The sequence below is a fragment of the Rhodococcus sp. PvR044 genome, assembly GCF_040548995.1.
Lineage (GTDB): Bacteria > Actinomycetota > Actinomycetes > Mycobacteriales > Mycobacteriaceae > Rhodococcus_G > Rhodococcus_G oryzae.
Map to the genome: position 1 here is coordinate 183,111 of NZ_JBEPSX010000006.1, position 18,924 is coordinate 202,034.

Annotated in this window: 20 protein-coding genes; 8 read left to right on the forward strand and 12 right to left on the reverse strand. The window is 69.7% G+C overall.

Going from position 1 to position 18,924, the window contains the following annotated elements; translation table 11 throughout:
* Window positions 1–274 precede the first annotated feature (274 nt).
* Together ABIC28_RS16030 and ABIC28_RS16035 are read left to right on the forward strand one after the other, a co-directional pair.
* Window positions 275–1,666, forward strand: coding sequence for an FAD-dependent oxidoreductase (locus ABIC28_RS16030; protein WP_269588479.1), 1,392 nt, complete (start codon window positions 275–277; stop codon window positions 1,664–1,666).
* A gap of 82 nt (window positions 1,667–1,748) precedes the next feature.
* On the forward strand, window positions 1,749–2,486 hold the full coding sequence (locus ABIC28_RS16035; protein ID WP_097210092.1) for an amidohydrolase family protein: 738 nt from the start codon (window positions 1,749–1,751) through the stop codon (window positions 2,484–2,486).
* 314 nt (window positions 2,487–2,800) lie between these two features.
* Here the strand turns inward: ABIC28_RS16035 and ABIC28_RS16040 are convergent, their stop codons facing one another.
* Window positions 2,801–3,283: a DUF456 domain-containing protein gene (locus ABIC28_RS16040; protein WP_097210091.1), complete on the reverse strand. Its 483-nt coding sequence runs from the start codon at window positions 3,281–3,283 to the stop codon at window positions 2,801–2,803.
* Window positions 3,284–3,339: 56 nt separating this feature from the next.
* On the opposite strand from ABIC28_RS16040, the gene ABIC28_RS16045 reads away from it, so the two are divergent.
* Entirely contained in the window at window positions 3,340–3,768 is a 429-nt protein-coding gene (locus ABIC28_RS16045; RefSeq protein ID WP_097210090.1) for a hypothetical protein, read from the forward strand.
* A 3-nt stretch (window positions 3,769–3,771) separates the two neighbouring features.
* On the opposite strand, the gene ABIC28_RS16050 is transcribed toward ABIC28_RS16045, so the two are convergent.
* On the reverse strand, window positions 3,772–4,152 hold the full coding sequence (locus ABIC28_RS16050) for a VOC family protein (RefSeq protein WP_097210089.1): 381 nt from the start codon (window positions 4,150–4,152) through the stop codon (window positions 3,772–3,774).
* Window positions 4,153–4,305: 153 nt separating this feature from the next.
* On the opposite strand from ABIC28_RS16050, the gene ABIC28_RS16055 reads away from it, so the two are divergent.
* Window positions 4,306–5,403, forward strand: coding sequence for a CaiB/BaiF CoA transferase family protein (locus tag ABIC28_RS16055; protein ID WP_097210088.1), 1,098 nt, complete (start codon window positions 4,306–4,308; stop codon window positions 5,401–5,403).
* 85 nt (window positions 5,404–5,488) lie between these two features.
* Here ABIC28_RS16055 and ABIC28_RS16060 read toward each other — a convergent pair whose 3' ends face one another.
* Window positions 5,489–6,367: an alpha/beta fold hydrolase gene (locus tag ABIC28_RS16060; protein ID WP_097210087.1), complete on the reverse strand. Its 879-nt coding sequence runs from the start codon at window positions 6,365–6,367 to the stop codon at window positions 5,489–5,491.
* Window positions 6,368–6,405: 38 nt separating this feature from the next.
* The gene (gene yczR, locus ABIC28_RS16065) at window positions 6,406–7,905 is read right to left on the reverse strand and encodes a MocR-like transcription factor YczR (protein WP_097210086.1); all 1,500 of its coding nucleotides are present in this window, start codon (window positions 7,903–7,905) and stop codon (window positions 6,406–6,408) included.
* 61 nt (window positions 7,906–7,966) lie between these two features.
* Between yczR and ABIC28_RS16070 the strand changes: the two genes are divergently transcribed.
* Both ABIC28_RS16070 and ABIC28_RS16075 read left to right on the forward strand, forming a co-directional pair.
* Window positions 7,967–8,200: a hypothetical protein gene (locus ABIC28_RS16070; RefSeq protein ID WP_097210085.1), complete on the forward strand. Its 234-nt coding sequence runs from the start codon at window positions 7,967–7,969 to the stop codon at window positions 8,198–8,200.
* 81 nt (window positions 8,201–8,281) lie between these two features.
* Entirely contained in the window at window positions 8,282–8,827 is a 546-nt protein-coding gene (locus ABIC28_RS16075; RefSeq protein WP_354579760.1) for a methylated-DNA--[protein]-cysteine S-methyltransferase, read from the forward strand.
* A gap of 208 nt (window positions 8,828–9,035) precedes the next feature.
* On the opposite strand, the gene ABIC28_RS16080 is transcribed toward ABIC28_RS16075, so the two are convergent.
* Window positions 9,036–9,170 carry a LysM peptidoglycan-binding domain-containing protein gene (locus tag ABIC28_RS16080; protein ID WP_179800432.1) on the reverse strand — a complete coding sequence of 45 codons (135 nt, stop codon included), beginning with the start codon at window positions 9,168–9,170 and terminating at the stop codon, window positions 9,036–9,038.
* A gap of 144 nt (window positions 9,171–9,314) precedes the next feature.
* Here ABIC28_RS16080 and ABIC28_RS16085 point away from each other — a divergent pair, with 144 nt between their 5' ends.
* Complete coding sequence (locus tag ABIC28_RS16085) at window positions 9,315–10,994, forward strand: tyrosinase family protein (RefSeq protein WP_209928490.1); 1,680 nt, start codon at window positions 9,315–9,317, stop codon at window positions 10,992–10,994.
* Between the two features lie 19 nt (window positions 10,995–11,013).
* Here ABIC28_RS16085 and ABIC28_RS16090 read toward each other — a convergent pair whose 3' ends face one another.
* Entirely contained in the window at window positions 11,014–12,303 is a 1,290-nt protein-coding gene (locus ABIC28_RS16090; RefSeq protein WP_077040487.1) for an adenylosuccinate synthase, read from the reverse strand.
* Between ABIC28_RS16090 and ABIC28_RS16095 the strand changes: the two genes are divergently transcribed.
* Window positions 12,302–12,919: a hypothetical protein gene (locus tag ABIC28_RS16095; protein WP_354579763.1), complete on the forward strand. Its 618-nt coding sequence runs from the start codon at window positions 12,302–12,304 to the stop codon at window positions 12,917–12,919. The genes ABIC28_RS16090 and ABIC28_RS16095 overlap by 2 nt on opposite strands.
* Here the strand turns inward: ABIC28_RS16095 and ABIC28_RS16100 are convergent.
* From ABIC28_RS16100 to ABIC28_RS16125, 6 genes are all read right to left on the reverse strand, one after another.
* Window positions 12,879–13,184, reverse strand: coding sequence for a hypothetical protein (locus ABIC28_RS16100; RefSeq protein ID WP_143548372.1), 306 nt, complete (start codon window positions 13,182–13,184; stop codon window positions 12,879–12,881). The two genes, ABIC28_RS16095 and ABIC28_RS16100, sit on opposite strands and share 41 nt — an antisense overlap.
* 114 nt (window positions 13,185–13,298) lie before the next feature.
* Window positions 13,299–14,861, reverse strand: a complete 1,563-nt coding sequence (locus ABIC28_RS16105) for a GMC oxidoreductase (RefSeq protein ID WP_354579766.1) — start codon at window positions 14,859–14,861, stop codon at window positions 13,299–13,301.
* Window positions 14,861–16,747, reverse strand: coding sequence for a metallophosphoesterase family protein (locus ABIC28_RS16110; protein WP_354579768.1), 1,887 nt, complete (start codon window positions 16,745–16,747; stop codon window positions 14,861–14,863). Before ABIC28_RS16110 ends, ABIC28_RS16105 begins: the two co-directional genes overlap by 1 nt.
* On the reverse strand, window positions 16,744–17,358 hold the full coding sequence (locus tag ABIC28_RS16115) for a hypothetical protein (RefSeq protein ID WP_354579770.1): 615 nt from the start codon (window positions 17,356–17,358) through the stop codon (window positions 16,744–16,746). The genes ABIC28_RS16110 and ABIC28_RS16115 overlap by 4 nt, the downstream gene beginning before the upstream one ends.
* Window positions 17,355–17,717 carry a hypothetical protein gene (locus tag ABIC28_RS16120; RefSeq protein ID WP_097210077.1) on the reverse strand — a complete coding sequence of 121 codons (363 nt, stop codon included), beginning with the start codon at window positions 17,715–17,717 and terminating at the stop codon, window positions 17,355–17,357. The genes ABIC28_RS16115 and ABIC28_RS16120 overlap by 4 nt, the downstream gene beginning before the upstream one ends.
* Before the next feature lie 2 nt (window positions 17,718–17,719).
* A complete protein-coding gene (locus ABIC28_RS16125) occupies window positions 17,720–18,844 on the reverse strand; it encodes an alpha/beta hydrolase family protein (protein WP_269588475.1) in 1,125 nt (374 codons plus the stop codon).
* Window positions 18,845–18,924: the final 80 nt, after the last annotated feature.

The window sequence follows — 18,924 nt, forward strand, 5'->3', positions numbered from 1 at the left end:
ACAGTTGTGACCCCCCAACCGGGGGCTGCCTAGCGGTGGGGCGCCGGAGAGCGCAGGATTGACAGTTGCGGTTCGGGGCTCCCGCCTCGAACGACCGGTCGGGGTGTGCTTAGCCTAAGCTGGAAGCCGACCGGCGGGCCCGAGAACGGCCTGACCACTGCTCGAAACCGCTAGCGACTGCTAGCAGGTCGCTCGAAAATGACCGCTAGCGACTGCTAGCAGGTCGCTCGAAAATCACCGACTGTCCGCACATCGAAAAGGTAGTTCGCTCCCGATGACAGAGACCCGTACGGCGTCGACTCCCGCCCACACCCGCCCGCTGCGCGTGGCCATCGTTGGTGCCGGCCCTGCCGGTATCTACGCCGCCGACGCCCTCATGAAGTCCGATACTGCCTCCGGACGCGGCGTGTCGATCGACCTGTTCGAGCGGATGCCCGCACCGTTCGGCCTGATCCGCTACGGCGTCGCCCCCGACCACCCGCGAATCAAGGGCATCATCACCGCCCTGCACAAGGTGCTCGACAAGCCGCAGGTCCGCCTGCTCGGCAACATCGACTACGGCACCGACATCACCCTCGACGACCTGCGCACCTTCTATGACGCGGTCATCTTCTCCACCGGCGCCAACGCCGACCGGGCGCTCAACATCCCGGGCATCGAGCTCGACGGCAGCTACGGCGCCGCCGACTTCGTCTCCTGGTACGACGGCCACCCCGATGTCCCCCGCGCCTGGCCGCTGGAGGCCGAGAAGGTCGCCGTGCTCGGCGTCGGCAACGTCGCCCTCGACATCGCGCGCGTGCTCGCCAAGACCGGCGACGAGCTGCTGCCGACCGAGATCCCGGCGAACGTCTACGAGGGCCTGAAGAACAACAAGGCCGTCGAGGTCCACGTCTTCGGCCGCCGCGGCCCGGCGCAGGCCAAGTTCACGCCGCTGGAGCTGCGCGAGCTCGACCACTCGCCCACCATCGAGGTCATCGTCGACCCCGAGGACATCGACTACGACGAGGGCTCCGAGGCCGCGCGCCGCGGCTCGAAGCAGGTCGACATGGTCGCCAACACCCTGCAGGACTGGGCCATCCGCGACCAGGGCAACCGCCCGCACAAGCTGTTCCTGCACTTCTTCGAGTCGCCCACCGAGGTGCTCGGCGAGGACGGCAAGGTCGTCGGCCTGCGCACCGAGCGCACCGAGCTGGACGGCACCGGCAACGTCCGCGGCACCGGCAAGTTCAACGACTGGGACGTCCAGGCCGTCTACCGCGCCGTCGGCTACCTGTCGCAGAACATCGCGAAGCTGCCGTTCGACGACCAGGCCGGGACTGTCCCCAACGAGGCGGGCCGGGTCATCGGCGAGGACGGCAACCACATCGCGGGCACCTACGTCACCGGCTGGATCAAGCGCGGCCCGGTCGGCCTGATCGGCCACACCAAGGGCGACGCCAACGAAACCATCGCCTGCCTGCTCGAGGACGCCCCCGGCTTCGAGGGCGCAGCGCAGCCCGAGGAGGACGCGGTCGTGACGTTCCTCGAGGGCAAGCAGGTCCCGTTCACCACCTGGGACGGCTGGTACCGCCTCGACGCCCACGAGCGTTCCCTCGGCGAGCCCGAGGGCCGCGAGCGCATCAAGGTCGTCGAGCGCGAGGACATGTTGCGCGCGTCGCAGCAGTAGGCTTCTTCAGATCGAGGTGGCGTTCGGCCCGCTGAGCGGGCCGGACGCCACACTTTTGTCACCGACAAGGCATGCTCTTACAGTGTTTGACGCCCACGTACACATCATCGATCCCCGGTTCCCGCTGGTGGAGAACGACGGCTACCTGCCGGAACCGTTCACCATCGCCGACTATCGCAAGCGGGTCGACGGCTTCGGCGTGGACGGCGGCGCGGTGGTGACCGCGTCGTATCAGGGCACCGACCAGGCCTACCTGGTCGCCGCGCTGCAGGAGCTCGGCCCCGGTTGGGTGGGCGTGACCCAGCTCGCCGAGGACGCCACCGACGAGGACATCGTCGCGCTGGACAAGGCAGGCGTCCGGGCACTGCGCTTCAATCTGCGCCGCAGCGCCACCGACCTCAAACTGCTGGCCACGCAGGCTCAGCGGGCCTGGGACCTGGTGGGCTGGCACGCGGAGTTCTACGTGGACGCGGCGCTGCTGCTGTCCCTGGAGCCGGTGTTCAAGAAGCTGCCCGCCGTGAGCATCGACCATCTCGGCATGTCCACCAGGGGCCTGCCCTACCTGCTCAACCTGGTCGACCGCGGCGTCAAGGTGAAGGCCACCGGCTTCGGCCGGGCCACCATCGACGACGTGGGCGACGCGCTGCGCCGCATCCACGCCGTGAACCCCGAGTCGTTGATGTTCGGCACGGACCTGCCCGGGACCAGGGCCAGGCGGGCCTTCGAGGCCGCGGACCTCGACATCGTCGCGGACGCGGTGGGCGACGACCTCGAGGCGGTCCTCGGCGGCAACGCCCGCGCCTGGTACCGGCTCACCTGACCGGGCGACAAACGGATCGGGCCTCTGCCGCCACTCCTAGGTGGCGGCAGAGGCCCGTTCGCCCCACGGAGAGGCGGGGTGGAGCATGACTACTTCGACGATCCACCCGTCGGGGCGGACGAGCCGTCGAGGATGCCGAAGACGGTGGACAGCGCGCCGAACAGGTCGGACAGATCAGACGAGGACATCGGTGCTCCTTAGCGGTTGCGGGATTGTCGACGCCACGAGACCCAGCGTCCAGATAGTTGTACCCGACGTCCCGGCCGCTTTCAGTGCTCGGAGGGTGAACGCGGGTTGAAACCTTCCCGGTTCCCCTACGCGAAGATCGCTGCGGCCAACCAGATCCCGGCCGCCAGCAGCGCGCCGAGCAGTTCCACCAGGATCGACAGCCCAACGGCCTTCGTCGCGTGCACGGTCGAACGCCATGCATCCGAGTGTGTGCGGTGGCGCTGTACCTCCGCCAGGTAGGTGCCGAGCAGGAAGCCGATCAGCAGGCCGACGACCGGGATCACGAAGAACCCGACGATCCCCAGCAGCGCGCCCGCGACCAGCGACCGCTTGGGCACGCCCGCGTCGCGCATCCGGCGTCCCGGCCAGGTGTACTTGACGACACCCGACACGACCAGCAGCACGGCCGCCGCGGCGAACACCGACCACCCGGTCCCGGTGCCTTCGAGGATCGCCCAGACCGCAATGGCCCCCAGGATCAGCAGCGCACCGGGCAGGATCGGCAGCACGACCCCCACCAGTCCCACCACGATCGCCAACCCGATCAGGACCTCAACACCGACGCTCACGGGCGACACTGTGCCAGACCGCGGACCGGCGCAGGCGCGCACGCCACAATGGCCGGATGGAACTGGGGATCGACACCACGCTGACCCTGCTCGCCGCCGGGCTGATCTTCCTGCTCGCACTCGGTCTCGGCGTGTGGAAGTACCGGCAGATGGCGCTGTCGGAGAACCACCTCGCGCACCCGTACGTGGACATCGCGCACCGGGCGGCACTGCTGTATTCCTTTGCGACCCTGCTGATCGCGGTGTTCGTCGAGCTCAGCGCCTGGCCGACCTGGGTGAACCTGGTGGCCGCGGCCGTGACGGTCTTCTTCTTCGTCGGCGCGATCGCGAGCTATGTCGTGCACGGCGCCAAGCGGGACACCACCAACCAGTTCGAGCATCCGGACCTGGGTCTGCACCTGGCGATGATCGCGCTGATCGCCGGCGAGATGGGCGGTTTCGCGGTACTGCTGGCCGGGTTCGCCCGCGGGCAGCTGCTCGGCTGACCGCTACGCCGGGACCTGGTGCAGCGACAGCACGTTCGCGTGCGGGTCCCGGAACCACGCGATCCTGGTGCCGTCGGGGCCCGTCCAGGCGTCGTGCTCGTCCTGATCCAGGCCCGGGTACCGGCTGAACTCCACCCCCTTGGACCGCAGTTCCTCGACCGCCGCGTCCAGGTCGTCCATCTGCCAGCCGAGTACCGTGTACCCGGTGTCCGCCTTCGACTGCACCAGGGTGATCCGGAGTTCGACCCCGTTCCCACCGTCGACCACCAGCGCAAACGGGGTCCGTTCGGTGAGGGTGAGCCCCAGCGTGTCTACGTAGAACATCGCCGAGACGTCGAGGTCCGTGCTGGGCGCGAACGCCACGAGTCGACCGGGGAAGGCCATGGCCTCACTCTGCTCGGCCGGTCGCGAACAGGCAAGACCCCCGCCCCTACGGGCCCCTCTCGAGCCGATCCGTGACCCGCGGCACACACCCCATTGGCCACGGGTTAACGTCTGTTAATTCACGCAATATCGTGCTCAGAACGAGGAGAATCCGTGTCCGCAGAAGACGTAAGGAAAGGCCCGCTCGCGGGCGTCCGCGTGGTCGAACTGGCAGGCATCGGGCCGGGACCGCACGCCGCGCTGCTGCTCGCCGACCTCGGCGCCGATGTCGTCCGGGTACAGCGCGCCGGGATGATCCCCGGCCCCGACAAGCGTCACGACCAGACCCAGCGCGGCCGCCGGATCGTCGAGGCCAACCTCAAGGACCCGGCCGACATCGAGAAGGTCCTCGGCCTGCTCGAGCGCGCCGACGTCCTGATCGAGGGCTTCCGGCCCGGTGTCACCGAGCGGATGGGGCTCGGCCCCGACGTGGTCCTCGAGCGCAATCCGCGCCTGGTCTACGGCCGGATGACCGGCTGGGGCCAGGAGGGACCGCTCGCGCAGTCCGCAGGCCACGACATCAACTACATCTCCCTGACCGGCGTGTTGCACGCCATCGGCCGCAAGGGCGAGCGCCCGGTGCCGCCGCTGAACATGGTCGGCGACTTCGGCGGCGGCTCCATGTTCCTGGTGTTCGGCATCCTCGCCGCCCTCGTCGAACGGCAGAACTCCGGCAAGGGCCAGGTCGTGGACGCCGCGATGGTCGACGGCACGCTGGCCCTCTCGCACATGATCTGGAGCTTCCGCGGACAGGGGGTGTGGTCGGATGAGCGCGGCGTGAACATGCTCGACACCGGTGCGCCCTACTACGACACCTACGAGACCGCGGACGGCAAGTACATGGCCGTCGGCGCGATCGAGCCGCAGTTCTACGCGGTGCTGCTCCAGGGATTGGAGCTCGATCCCACCGAACTGCCCGGCCAGAACGAGGCGAACGCGTGGCCGGAGCTGCGAAAGGTGTTCACCGAGCGCTTCCTGTCCAAGACCCGCGACGAGTGGACCGCGATCTTCGAGGGCACCGACGCCTGCACCACCCCGGTCCTGACCTTCGCCGAGGCCCCCGACAACGCGCACATCGCGGCCCGCGGTTCGCTCGTCGAGCTCGACAAGGTCACCCAGCACCGCCCGGCGCCGCGGTTCTCGCGGACCGAGACCGGCCTCCCGACCCCGCCGCCGAGCGCGGCCGTCGACGCGGCCGACATCTGGACGTAGCGGGTCGCGATTCGCACGCCACGAGGGCGGGTGGGGTCATCCTGTCGGGAAACCCCGCCCGCCCCTTTTCGGCACCGGAGCCGGATCACGCGGGCGCCGAGAGTGATTCGAAGATCTCCCGGTAATACCGATGCGCCATGAAGTGGCCGCCCGGACGCGTGCGCAGCCGTGCGCCGGGGATCCGCCGGGCCAGCTCCCTCGGCCATGCGCTCGGGACGAGTTCGTCGTCGTCGCCGTACCAGACGTCGACCGGCACTGCGAGGTCCTCGGGACCGAATCCCCACGGCCGCATCCAGGCTCGGTAGTCCTCCACCATCCCCCGGCCGCCGCGCAACGCCGCACCCGTCATGGCGGCGAAGTTCGCGACGGGCTCGCCCAGGATCACCTCGGCGTCCGCCCTGCCGAGTCCCCTGGCCGAGACCCGGGTGAACAGCGTCGGCGCGGACCGTGCCGTCACACCCATCGCCTGGAACACGACCCGCGCCACCGGCGCGGCGCGCTGGGACAGCCGCGTGAACACGCGATCCATCGTGGGCAACCGGTCGAACACGCCGTCCTCGGTCAGCGGTAGTGCCCCCGCGACGATCGCCACCCTGTTCAGTCGCGGGGCCAACGCGAACCCGAGGGCCGCGGCGTACTGTCCGCCCATCGACCACCCCATCGCCGACATCCGGTCGACCTCGAGGTGATCGGCCAGCTCCTCGACGTCACGCGCCCAGTCCAGCGGCGTCCGTCCCGGCAGCGGATCGGAGAGCCCGATGCCGGGACGGTCCGGCGAGACCAACCGGATCCCTGCGTCGTGGGCGACGGCCGACGCGGCCGCCACGTCGAGCCGTCCCGCCAGCCCACCGTGCGCGTTCACGACGACGAATCCGGCCGGGTCACCGTAGTCCGCAAAACCCAACAGACGGCCGTCGCGCAGGCGAATGACGCGATCCTGTGGTCCAACGTGATCTCGGCGCACCGGAGCCTCCGTTGGCGTCAACGCTAGATCCGTCGACGTCAGATCACCAGGGCCGGACGTTCCACCTCCACGCCCCCGGAGAGCGCGCGGTAGGCGGCTGCGATGCCGGTGACCGCGGCCCTGAGCTCCTCCTCGCCGCGGGCGTAGGGCAGCCGGATGTACCGCTCGAACGCGCCCTCGAGCCCGAACCGTGGGCCGGCCGCGAGCAGTACGCCATGGTAGGGCGAGGTGGCGGCGAGCGCGGTCGACATCGGAGCCGGCAGCTGCATCCACAGCGCCATGCCGCCGCTGCCCGGGGTGCACCGCCAGTCCGGCAGATCCGTCGCGACCGCGTCGAGCAATGCGGCGCGCTGGCTGCGGAGCTGTTCGCGACGCTCCGGCAGCACCTCGTCCTCGACCTCGAACATCGACACGGCGGCCAGCTGCTCGACCACCGCGGTGCCCAAGTCGAGGGCGGACCTCGACGCGGCGAGCGCACTGATCAGCGGGGCCTCCGCCCGGATCCAGCCGATCCGCAGCCCGGACCAGAAGGCCTTGGAGGTAGAGCCGATGGTGACGATGTCCGCCCGTCCCGCGCCGCGCGCGAAGGCAGCGACCGGCGTCGGAGTGGGCGCGTCGAGCCCGAGGTCGGCCATCGTCTCGTCGATGATGAGCGTCATCCGGGTGTCCCGGGCGATCGCGGCCAGTTCGGCGCGGCCCTCGTCGTCGAGGCAGAAGCCCGTCGGGTTGTGGAAGTCCGGCACCAGGTACGCGAGTTTGGCCGCGGTCTGCCGTGCGGTGCTGCGGATTCCGTCCAGGTCCCAGCCCCTGGTCTCCTGCCGGACCGCGACCGGTACCGGCCGGGCGCCCATCCTCTTGATCGCCTCGATGGCGTTCGTATAGGTCGGGTGGTCGATGAGCACCCGCTCACCCGGCGCGGCGAGCAGGCCCAGCACCAGGACCAACGCGTGTTGCGCGCCCGCGGTGACCATGATCTGCTCGGGGGCGGTCGGCAGGCCTCGCCTGCAATACCGTTCGGCGATCGCCTGGCGCAACACCGGCAGCCCGACCGGTTCGATGCCGTGCCCGCCCAGGTAGGCGGGCAACGCGTCGAGTCCCTCCGCGTATGCCCTTCGCATCGGCTCGACCGGCGCGGACATCGAGGCGCACGTGAGGTCGATGACCGGGTCCGTGCTCGCGCCTCCGACGGCAGATCCGCCGAACATGGTGCCGCGCAGCAGTTTACCCGTGGCACCGGACTCGGGCAGGGCGACCGTGCTTCGCGACCCCTGCCTACTGATCAGGTATCCCTCGTCGCGGAGCACCGCGTACGCGGAGGTGATGGTGGTCCGGCTCAGTTCGAGCACGCCCGCGAGGTCACGCTCGCTGGGCAGCGCCACCCCCAACGGGATCCGGCCGTCGGCCACCAACATCCGCACGTTGTCCGCCAGCGCGCGGTACGCGGGCCGGGAGACGCGGCGCCGGCCCCCGGACTCGTCGTCCTGCCATTTCCCGAGATCGCGCGCCAACGTGGTCGCTCCGAGCACCCTGATTGCCATGCAGTCCAGTATTCGCAAAGTGGATGTTTATTGCAATACCAGTTGGGCGCAGGATGGGGACATGTTCGCAGCACTGACCCTCACCATCCTGGCCCTCGGCTCCGCAGGCCTGTACGTCGCAGCGCGCCGGTCGAACGGCACGCGAATCTTCCACCTCGACCAGTTCCGTCCCGCCGCACCACTGGCCGGACTGCTGCCGGAGGGTCGCGATGCGGAGCGCGCCCACCGCGACCTGCAGGCCGCGCAGTCCCGACACGAGGCTGTCGTGGCGGGCAAGGGCGCGCCCCACCACTGACCCCCGGATCTACCAGTCCAGTTGACTCCAACTGGACTGGCACTCCGGGTGGATGTCGGCTACCTGACTCATACTGAACCCGTGCGCTCACTCGAATTCGCCCTCTTCGACACCCCGGTCGGCCGGTGCGCGGTGGTGTGGGGAGAGCAGGGGATCGTGGGCTTTCAGTTGCCCGAGGGCTCGGACGAGCTGACCCGTGAGCGGAACGCGCAGCTCTTCCCCGACGCCACCGAGGGGGATCCGGACTCGAGCTCCGCGGCCCGACGCGCGATCGACGGCGTCGTCTCGCTGCTGGCGGGTGAACCCGATCCCCTCACCGACGTGCAGCTCGATCTGCGCGCGGTGCCGCACTTCGACAGCCGGGTCTACGCGGTGACCAGGGCGATCGAGCCGGGGGCGACTCTCACCTACGGGGAGGTCGCCGCCCGGATCGGCAGCCCCGACGCTGCCCAGGCCGTAGGTCAGGCGTTGGGGCGCAACCCGATTCCCATCCTGGTCCCCTGCCACCGGGTGCTCGCCGCCGGTGGGAAGACCGGCGGCTTCTCCGCGCCCGGCGGCGCGGTCACCAAACGCGCGCTGCTGACGATCGAGCGCGCCCCGGGTTTTGACGAGCCAACACTGTTCTGATCGGGGCCATGACCGCCCCGACGCGTGGCCGCCCTACGGCGCGCCGAACATCATCAGGCCGTCCCTGGTGCACTCGGGGAAGTTGTTCTCGCGCGGGTGGCAGTCCCAACCCCTGATGCTCGCGGCCTGCCCCGGCGCCCCGGCGTCGCGATGAACTCCTCCATGACGGTGAACGCCTCACCGCAACCCACCCGGCCCATGGGGGCACTCACCGCGGCACGATCAGCACCTGCCCCGGATAGATCACCGTATCCACACTCGGGAACCCGTTGAGCCGCAGGATCTCCCCGACATTGCCGCCGAACCGAAGCGCCACATCCGACATGCTTCCGCCCGGCTCCACGACGTGCATCTTGGTACCGGGCGGGTACTCGGACGGGATTGCCCGCAGAACAGGTAGTGCACTACCCGCGACTGTGAGGACTATCCACCGAAGAATCATGATCGAGTCAGTTTCGATGTCCGAACCGTCCGGGGGGCCCGCTCAATGATCGTTTCCGCACTGTTCCAGGGGGACGGCGTGCTCGCCGCCATCGCCGCGGGCCTCGACACCATGTCGCGGACCAGGAACGACGCAGGCGACGCGGTGGGGAAGGTCCAGACCGCCCTACTGTCCTGGGACCCGAACAGCCTGCCCGTGCACGGCATCGACAAGGCCTACGGCGGCGAGACCGAGGCGGCCGTGCGCCGGTTCCAGATCAGCGTGCTGAGGACCCCGGCCGCTGCGGCGACGGGAGAACTCGGGCCGCGGGCGGTGCTCGGGCTGGACCAGGTGCAGGCCACCGCCGAGAACCCGCCGACCCGATCGACGGAACGTATCCGGCGCAACGTGTGGCGCCTGAGCACCGGGCGCGGTTGGGACCAGACCCTGCTCGCCTACGCGCAGGCGGTGTGCACAATGCAGGCCCGCCCCGCCGACGACCCCACCAGTTGGGAGTTCCAGGCGAACCTGTACCGCGCCTACCGCGCCACCTTCGCCGATGCGCGCGACAGCCAGGACGGCAACCGTTTCTTCCTCCCGTGGCACCGGATGTACCTGTACTTCTTCGAGCAGATCCTGCGCGCGGCCGTCATCGACAACGGCGGGCCTGCCGATTTCGCACTGCCCTACTGGAATTACGGGAACCCGGAGCCGCAGAGCACGCTCCCCTACCCGTTCCGCGACACGGGGCTGGCCCTCCCGGACGGCTCACCAAATCCGCTGGCACTCGCCGCCCCGCTGCGCAACGCCGACCTCATGGCGGGGGATCCGTTGAGCCCCACCATCACGTCCTCGTTCACCGCGATGTGGCAGCCGTCGTTCGCCGGCGCCATGCGCACCGGGTTCTCCGGGCAGCTGGAGAACATCCCGCACGGCGCGGTGCACGCGGCCATCGGCGGCGATCCGGGTGGGGAGCTCGGCGCGCTGATGAGCAACGCCGACTCCGCGCCCCGCGACCCGATCTTCTGGCTGCACCACGCGAATCTCGACCGGCTGTGGGTGCAGTGGCTCGAGCGCCACGCGAATCCGACCGATGGGGACTGGCTCGACGCCGAGTTCCGGTTCTTCGACGCCGACGGCCGCCCCGTCGACTGCCCGGTCCGCGACGTGCTCGATCACGTCGATCGACTCGGATACCGCTACGACGACCAGGCCCAGCTCCCCGTCCGGCCGCAGAGGGTGGTCCCGGTCGCGCCGAATCCCACTCTGGTCGCGTCGTCTCCTGGACCGACCGAGCTGACCGGACGAACCACCGTCGGGCTCGAGGTCTCGCCGAGCAGCCTCCCAGTGGTCGAGCACGCCCCGGACACCGCGGCTGCGGCCGGCTTCGGCGCGGTGCTGTTGACGGTCGACGGCCTTGCGGCACAACGGAACCCGGGGTGCGTGTACCACGTGTACATGAACCTGCCCGACGCCGAGGTCGACGGTAAGCCCGAACACCACCTCGCCGGGACCTTCTCGCTGTTCGGCGTGGACGCCGACGGGCGACTGGGCTTCACCTTCGACATCACCGCCCTGGTGCAGGCGCTCGCGTCCGCCTACCGGTGGGACCCGGCGGCGCTGACGGTGACGGTTCAGCCGGTGCGGCCCACCACGAAGACACACGCGGGCGCCGTGGAATCCGGTCTCCCCACGAAAACCACTCTGCCGCTACGGATCGGGCGCATCGGCCTGTTCGTCGGCTGATGCGCCCGGGCCGTGGGTCCTACCTGAGGACCTCGCGGCGGACGATGGTCTCGTCCCGGCCGGGGCCGACACCGATGCAGGAGATGTAGGCGCCCGAGAGCTCCTCGAGCCGCAGCACGTAGTTCTGCGCGTTCACCGGCAGCTCCTCGAAGGTGCGGGCGTGCGAGATGTCCTCCCACCAGCCCGGCATCTCCTCGTAGATCGGCTTCGCGTGGTGAACCTCGGTCTGCGACATCGGCATTTCCTCGTATCGCACGCCGTCGATCTCGTAGGCGACACAGATCGGCACGGTGTCCAGGCTGCTCAGCACGTCCAGCTTGGTGAGGAAGTAGTCGGTGATGCCATTGACGCGCGTTGCGTAACGGGCGATCACGGCATCGAACCAGCCGGTGCGCCGCGCACGACCGGTGGTGACGCCGACCTCGCCGCCCTGCTTGGCCAGGTACTCGCCGTGGTTGTCGAACAGCTCGGTCGGGAACGGACCGGAGCCGACACGGGTGGTGTACGCCTTGAGGATGCCGAGGACCGTGGTGATCTTGGTGGGCCCGATACCCGAACCGACCGCCGCACCACCGGAAGTGGGGTTGGACGAGGTCACGTACGGGTAGGTGCCGTGGTCGACGTCGAGCAGCGTGCCCTGCGACCCCTCGAGCAGCACGGTCTCGCCCGCCTCGAGCGCCTGGTTCAGCTGCAGCCGGGTGTCGGCGATCCGGTGCTTGAAGCCCTCGGCCTGGCCGAGCACCTCGTCGACGACCTGCTGCGCGTCGAGCGCCTTGCGGTTGTAGATCTTGACCAGGACCTGGTTCTTGTACTCCAGGGCCGCCTCGACCTTCTGGGTGAGGATCTTCTCGTCGAGGACGTCCGCGACACGCACGCCGACGCGGGCGATCTTGTCCTGGTAGCAGGGCCCGATTCCGCGGCCCGTGGTGCCGATCTTCTTGGCGCCCAAGAAGCGTTCAGTCACCTTGTCGATGGCCACGTGGTACGGCATGATCAGGTGCGCATCGGCCGAGAGCAGCAGCCGACTGGTGTCGACGTTGCGCTCCTCGAGGCCCGCGAGCTCGGTCAGCAGCACGCCCGGGTCGACCACGACGCCGTTGCCGATCACGTTGGTCACGCCGGGGGTCAGGATGCCCGACGGGATCAGGTGCAGCGCGAACTTGTCGCCGTTCGGCAGGACAACGGTGTGACCCGCGTTGTTACCGCCCTGGTAGCGCACCACCCACTGCAGGCGTCCGCCCAGTAGATCGGTAGCTTTGCCCTTGCCCTCGTCGCCCCACTGGGCTCCGATCAGGACGATTGCCGGCATGACGTTGACTCCTACGGTTGACGGGCATCTGTGCATGTCGCAGCGCAGAGGCCAGCCGTCCATGGACAGTGGCCGAAAGGACAGTTTAGTCCAGCCGACCGACGCAGCTGCCAACCACGTCACCAGAACCCGGATTTCGCTGACAATCGACCATGGTGAGGCAAGGCTAATCAATATTGCTGCCCACGCCTGGAAGGGCCCCAGGACGACACCGCCCGCTTCCTTTTCGCCACCGACTCCGGCCATCTCCGGATGGACCGAACAGGGCGCCGACGGACAGATCGTCCGCCACAGCGGCCCCGACGAGTTCGGCGCACTGGCAGGCAAGCTCCTCGTCGGCAACTTCGCAGGCGCCGGCCACCTCGCCTTCGACGACGCCACCGGAGAATTCGTCGACTATCTCCGCGACGACGCCGGTGAGCCGCTGGCCGTCGAGGGCCTGTGGGGCCTGCTGTTCGGGAACGGCGAAAGCCTCGGCGACGCCGACGCGCTGTATTCACCGCTGGCCCCGGGGAGGAAAGGACGGCCTGTTCGGCGCGCTGCGCGCAGCGAACTGAGCCCATGGGCTCGTCCTGTCATATGGCGTGCGGCGCGTGCACCCACGGTGCGGTGCTGACCTCGACCTCGAGCGCGGACGGGCCTGCGGCGGCCCGGATCGAAGAGGTGGGCGGCGCCCAGACGGCACCGTTGAGCTGCATGAAGATCGCCCGGTCCGGATCGCCGCCGAGCAGATAACACAGGTCGGTGTCCGTCCGGAACTCGTCGGTCGCGTGCGGGCCGATCCGCCGCGGGGGTGGCGGCTGCACAGGGCTCGGCGGCCCATTGTCGAGCAGCAGTTCCTCGTTGGTCGTGTTGACCACCCTGACGGTCATGCATGTCATCGGAGTCACCTCGGTTCATCCGTCCCACATGTCTATCGTTCGCGCTGACTCCATCGTGACACTGCCCACCGACATCGGCACCAGTAGTCCACTACCCGCCCGTTCGCGCCGCGATCAGTCCTCCGCGAGCAGCAGGGCGACCGCGCGTTCCGCGACCGCGGCGATCGTCTTCGACGGGTTCCTGCCGATCGCCCGCGGTATCACCGCGCCGTCCATGATGTAGAGCCCGTCCTGCCCGAACACCCGGCACGCGTGATCGACGACCCCCGCCGCGGGCGACGCCGCCATGTTGCATCCGCCCAGCGGGTGCGGCGTCACCAGGGCCCGAAACCGCTTCCAGGTCAGCAACGGGTTGGGCTTGCCCCCGGTCGCCTCGGTCAGCAGCCCGTGCATCTCGGCCATGGCCCCGATCACCGTCTCGGAGCGGTGCGGATTCCAGTCCAGCTTCACCACCCGGCGCCACGGCCGCACCCGGCCACGACCGAGGTAGAAGGAGCCGTCCGCCGCGTCGACCGACTGACCGAACCACGGCATCACCGAGTCGAACGCGCCTGCCTGCGACAGGCGCAGCCACATGCGACGACGCAACGGGGAGCCGACGCCGTCGCGCAGCCGCTGCTCGAAACAGTTCCGCAGCAGGTTCGGGATCCCGCCGTCCTCCACGAAGTACCGCCCGCCCCGCGAACCGTCGAGGAAGTCGATGGCCGAGGTGATCGTGGGACCGGAGGTCGGCGCGACCGACGTGCGGCCGTACCCGGCGGGGGTGAGGAAGTCTCCGTTCGAGCTCCATCCGCGACCGAGGGCACGCGGCAGTTCCCGCACCGTCCGGTACTCGTCGCGCGAGCGCAGCAACAGTTCCGTCGACCCGAGCGACCCGGCGGCGAGGATCACCCGGCGTGCCGTCACCGAGTCGGGCCTGCGACGACCGCCGTCCAGGTGATCGAAATGCACCCGCCAGCCCTCGTCCTCCCGCGAGAGGTACCGCGCCAGGGACAGCGGCGCGATGACGGCACCGGCATCCTCCGCCGCCGCGAGATAGTTCAGGTCGAGGGTGTTCTTCGCCCGCGTGGGACACCCGACGTCGCAGCTGCCGCAGTGCACGCAGGTGCCCTGCTCGCGGCCCTGGGCGTTGGGCGCCGCGACCGACCTCTCGTACTCGGGTGTCTCCGCGGGCGAGGGCGTGAAGCCCGGGTCGAACCGGATCGCCAAGGGCACCTTCTGAAAGCGCTGGCCCTCGCCTATGGCGTCCGCTGCCCGCCGCATCAGCTCGAGCCGGGCGGTGTGCTGACCCGCGGGGATCTCCATCGGGGTCAGCATCTCGGCGACGTCGCGGTAGTACGGCGTCATCTCCCGCGCCGTGATCGCGGCCGGCCAGCCGGAGTCGAACGCCTCCGGCCTGGCGTCGATGCACACGTTCGCGTAGATCAGCGATCCCCCGCCGACCCCCGCGCCCTGCGCGACGACCATCTGATCCAGGAACCGCAGCTCCATCCAGCCGTTGCGCCGATGCGGGGCGCGGGGATCGAACAGCCACGCGTCGCCGGGCCTGCGCGGATAGTCCTCCGGTTCCCATCGCCTGCCCCGTTCGAGCACCAGCACGCTGCGCCCCGCCGCCGCGAGCCGGCACGCCGCGACCGCGCCACCGAACCCGCTGCCCACGACCACCACGTCGTACATCACGGCGAACCGCCCGGCGCGCGCACGGCGGACGGCGTGGGATCGGGCACGGCGCCGTTGGGGATCAGGAACGGCGCCTCGATCAGGTGCGGGCGCAGCGGTTCGACCGGGTCGATGACCCGCTGACAGCCGTCCGGGAGGTCCAGGCTCACCGACCCGGTCCGGCGGAACCGACCCCGCGGTGCCGGGTCGTCGCGGGACTCCACGCCGGGCGCCGCCACCCAGCCGGTCGACGGTGCGCGCAGGCCGATCGGATGGACACGCAGCCCCTGGGCGGAGATGTGGATCCGGAGGAAGGACTTGTAACCCTCGATGCCCTGTGCGGAATAGACCTCCAGCTTGTGCATGCCCAGCACCTTGTGGCTCAGGAACAGGTACAGCCCGAAGAGCGTGCCGCAGTACATGTAGAGCGCGGCCAACGAGATCGGGACGCTGAACCACCAGGCGAGGCCGGCCTTCAGCACCGCCCGCACGAGCAGGAATCCGCCCGCCAGCAGGAGCAGCGCGTGCGCCCCGCCGACCGCGCCCGCGGCGGCCGGGGGCATCCCGGGTGCGCGGCCGCTGACCGCGAACGCCGAGAAGGCGGCGACGATGGCGAGGCACACCGCGGCCGGTCCGAACCCCTGCAGGGTGCCGAGAACGCCGCCCAGGATCCCCTCGTTGCCGCCGCCCGCTCCCAGCAGCATCGCGGCGAACCCGGACAACACCGTGAGCACGGCGGTGAAGAAGACGTTCGAGGCCGGAAAGCCCAACACCCCGCGTCGCAGCCGAACGGACTGTCGCTCCGTCGGGAAGGCCGCCTGCAATCGGGCCGAGCCGACGTAGGAGGGCCCGTCCGACATGGACACGTCCACCGGCGTGCCGATCGTGCCCTGGGTGAAGGCGCCGCCCCCGCCGCACACGATGTAGTGGCGTTCCTGCTCCCCCACCGTGCCGTGGTGGCGCACGTAGTGGTGGTGGTCGCCGCTGAGGACCAACGGCACCTCGATGTCGCGGTCGGGTCTGCGGGCCAGGTCCATGATGACGTCGAGCTTCGTGGCGGTCGCGGAATCCACTCGGCCACCGGGAGTTCCGGCTGCGGCATCGTCGATCCAGGTCGGGTTCGGGACGCAGAGGATCACCCGGTCGCCGGGCTCGAGCTGCTGCGCGCGGGCCCGGAAGTAGTCGTACTGCGGCGGGTCCAGGTCGTCCTCCAGAGCGGTGTCCACGCCCCAGACCCACCACCGGTGCGGCAACCGCAGCGCGTAGTAGCTGCGTCGCTGCTGTGCCTCCCAGGCGCCGAACCAGGTTCTGCCGTCGGGTGATTGACAGAACTGCCGGATGAAGCTGGTGAGGCCGTCGTACCAGTCGTGGTTCCCGGGGATGGCGAAGAGACTGCGCCCCCGCGGGTGCGCGATCCGGGTGCTGCGCATCGGATCGACCAGCCGGTGCTGGTACTCCTGACGCGATCCCGCGGGGTAGACCTGGTCACCACCCAGCAACAGCACCTCGCCCGCGGGCAGCACCGTCTGCCCGGGACCCGCGGTCGGCAGCCCCTCGGTCCGGCAGTCGGCCGGCACCGGCTGCGGTACCGGGGCGCCCGGTTCCGCGACGACCAGTCCGTCCCGGCCGAGCAGCCAGGCGACGGAGGCGGTGGCGTTCCAGCCGTCGCCGGTGTCCGCCATGTAGTCCAGCCAGATCTCTTCCGCGCCCGAGCAATCCGCACAGAATGCCGGTTCGGCCTCGAGCGCGGCCATGATCTCGCGGCGCCCGCTCATCGAACCGATCACGGACGCGGCGACGGCCCGCGCGCCGAGGGCGACGAGCTGCCGGGCCTCGAACCAGCCCACCTTGCGCTGCGGGCTGATCGTGAGCCGCCCGGCGTCCATCCGGTACGGCACCGTCATGCCCGCCGCCGCAGCAGGTAGGTGGAGATCAGTCCGCCCGCGAAGAACGCGGTGAACCGCCCCGAGGCCGCCCACCGGCGCCACATCGACACGCCACCTGTCACGGTCAGCGAACCGAGCAGCGCCGTGAAGGCGGTCAGGCGCAGCCGCAGGATGCCCGCCGCCACCACCGGTCCCTCGCGATCCCCCTCGTGCAGGGTCACCAACAGCGTGGTGGTGGCGGGCCACAGCCGCCACGGACCGGCGACCCGGATCTCCTTGTGGCCCCGGAACCAGTGCCTGACCCCACCGACGTCCACACCCAACTCGTAGACCATGTGGGTCATCCGGGCCTGCTCTGTCGGGGTGAACAGGCCGAAGCGTCCCGAGTCGGACTCGAATCGGCCACCGAGCGACGGGATGTCGACCTCGCCGGACAGCCGCGCCTCGTGGCGCGGGTCGTCGAGAAACGCGCCCAGGTCCTCGATGTGGATGGTCCCGCGCACCACGACACCGAACGCGCCCGGATTGCGATACCCCGACCTCGGGTCGGTCTCACCGAGCGTGATCTGCCCGGTCATCGTCTCCCCGAAGCGGATCCCGGCGACGGGCCGCTCCGACGGCCCGCTCACCGGTCGGCCCTGGCGTCGAAGGCGAGCCGATAGAACCAGTACGCCACCGCCGCCCACTGGACGAACCACAGGACCACCGCGACGGAGCTGAGCGAGTCGGTCTTGTACGCGATGGCCGTCGCGGCCACCCCCGCGACCACCGCGACCCGCGAGGGCCAGCCGAGGCCGCTGAGCCATTCGGTGCCCATCATCAGCAGCCCGGTCAGCAACGCGATCAGCCAGAGCGCGAGGAACCAGCCGTCGGGCAGCGGCCGCGGACCGGTGGCCTCGTCGGAGAGTTCTGCGGCCAGTCCGGCCCCCATGAGCAGCGAGGCGCAGAGCAACAGCAGCAGGTGGCTCCACAGCAGCGAACGCGGCATCGTCAGCCCCTGTTCAGTTCGTCGAGGATGAAGGGGAAGACGTCCCGCGCGGCGTGCCTGCCGAGGAACACGTCGAGGTGCCCGTACCCGTGCATCTGCTGGAACACGTGGCGCCCCGGCGCGATCCGCTCGAAGTAGTCGAAGGTCTTCGCCATTCCCGAGGGCAGGAAGGTGTTGTTCTGGTCGCCGGTCATGAAGGCGAACCGGGCATCGGTCTGCGGCTCCTGCGCGAACAGGTCGCTCGGCAGCACATCCGGGTAGTTGCCCATCGTCACCAGATGGCCTGCGGCGGCGCACTCGGCCATCTGCGCGAAGAAGGTGACCGGGACGAACCCGAACTCGCCCTTGATCCACTCGTGGGTCGCCTCGTCCAGGTTCTCGTGCGACCACAACGTCGGGAAGGCGCTGCCGTAGGTGAAGCTGCTGTGCTTGCACACCGCGTTGTTGCATTCGTGGTGCGTCGCCCGCACCGCCCAGTCGAACACCTTGGGCCAGAACCCGGGTGCGTGCAGACCCCACTGCGGATTGAAGTAGGGCATCACCTTGCCGAAGGTGGCGACGGCGAGTGGCAGCTTCAGGAACGACAGGGAGGTCAGTTGCGGGTGCAACGCCACCGAATTGCTCACCACCGTGGTCACTTCCGGGAGCAGGCCGGAGACGATGGACATCATGAAACTGGTCGAGCCCTGGCAGTGCACCACCGCCTTGAGGGTCTCGGCTCCGGTCCGCTCCAGCACCGTCCGTACCGCGGCGGGGTGGTCGTACACCGCCGCGTCGTCGAGGTGGTATTCGCTAGGGGCGAAGTCGATGCTGGCCCGCCAGTTGAGGATCCAGACGTCGTAGCCGGCGCGGGCGAGGAACTCCGGCAGCGTGTCCTCCGTCGGCGGCGAGAAGATGTCGGCGCGGACACTGGTGCCGCCGATCAACAGCACCGGCCCCTCGCCAGGGACGGTCGACCCCGGCAGCAGGTGTTTGAGGTTGAGCTCGCGCGGCTCATCCTCCGTGGTGTGGAAGGGGACGGTCTCGAACCGGGCCTGTCGCGAGACGGACTGCCCGGGGGCGGGCGTCGCGAAGGCGGCACCGTCGAGACGCGCAGGATCGAGCCTTCTGCGCTGGGATCGCCGCATTGCGGCTCCGTTCATCGGAAGGGGCGGTTGTTGTCCCTTCCATTGTGTCGCCTACGCCCAGGAACGGCGCGCGTAGTGCA

Coding starts and splice junctions, on each gene's coding strand:
- ABIC28_RS16030 (WP_269588479.1), top strand. CDS start 275: ATGACAGAGACCCGTACGGCGTCGACTCCCGCCCACACCCGCCCGCTG.
- ABIC28_RS16045 (WP_097210090.1), top strand. CDS start 3,340: ATGGAACTGGGGATCGACACCACGCTGACCCTGCTCGCCGCCGGGCTG.
- ABIC28_RS16050 (WP_097210089.1), bottom strand. CDS start 4,152: ATGGCCTTCCCCGGTCGACTCGTGGCGTTCGCGCCCAGCACGGACCTC.
- yczR (WP_097210086.1), bottom strand. CDS start 7,905: ATGGCAATCAGGGTGCTCGGAGCGACCACGTTGGCGCGCGATCTCGGG.
- ABIC28_RS16070 (WP_097210085.1), top strand. CDS start 7,967: ATGTTCGCAGCACTGACCCTCACCATCCTGGCCCTCGGCTCCGCAGGC.
- ABIC28_RS16085 (WP_209928490.1), top strand. CDS start 9,315: ATGATCGTTTCCGCACTGTTCCAGGGGGACGGCGTGCTCGCCGCCATC.
- ABIC28_RS16095 (WP_354579763.1), top strand. CDS start 12,302: ATGACGTTGACTCCTACGGTTGACGGGCATCTGTGCATGTCGCAGCGC.
- ABIC28_RS16090 (WP_077040487.1), bottom strand. CDS start 12,303: ATGCCGGCAATCGTCCTGATCGGAGCCCAGTGGGGCGACGAGGGCAAG.
- ABIC28_RS16100 (WP_143548372.1), bottom strand. CDS start 13,184: ATGACATGCATGACCGTCAGGGTGGTCAACACGACCAACGAGGAACTG.
- ABIC28_RS16105 (WP_354579766.1), bottom strand. CDS start 14,861: ATGTACGACGTGGTGGTCGTGGGCAGCGGGTTCGGTGGCGCGGTCGCG.
- ABIC28_RS16110 (WP_354579768.1), bottom strand. CDS start 16,747: ATGACGGTGCCGTACCGGATGGACGCCGGGCGGCTCACGATCAGCCCG.
- ABIC28_RS16120 (WP_097210077.1), bottom strand. CDS start 17,717: ATGCCGCGTTCGCTGCTGTGGAGCCACCTGCTGCTGTTGCTCTGCGCC.
- ABIC28_RS16125 (WP_269588475.1), bottom strand. CDS start 18,844: ATGCGGCGATCCCAGCGCAGAAGGCTCGATCCTGCGCGTCTCGACGGT.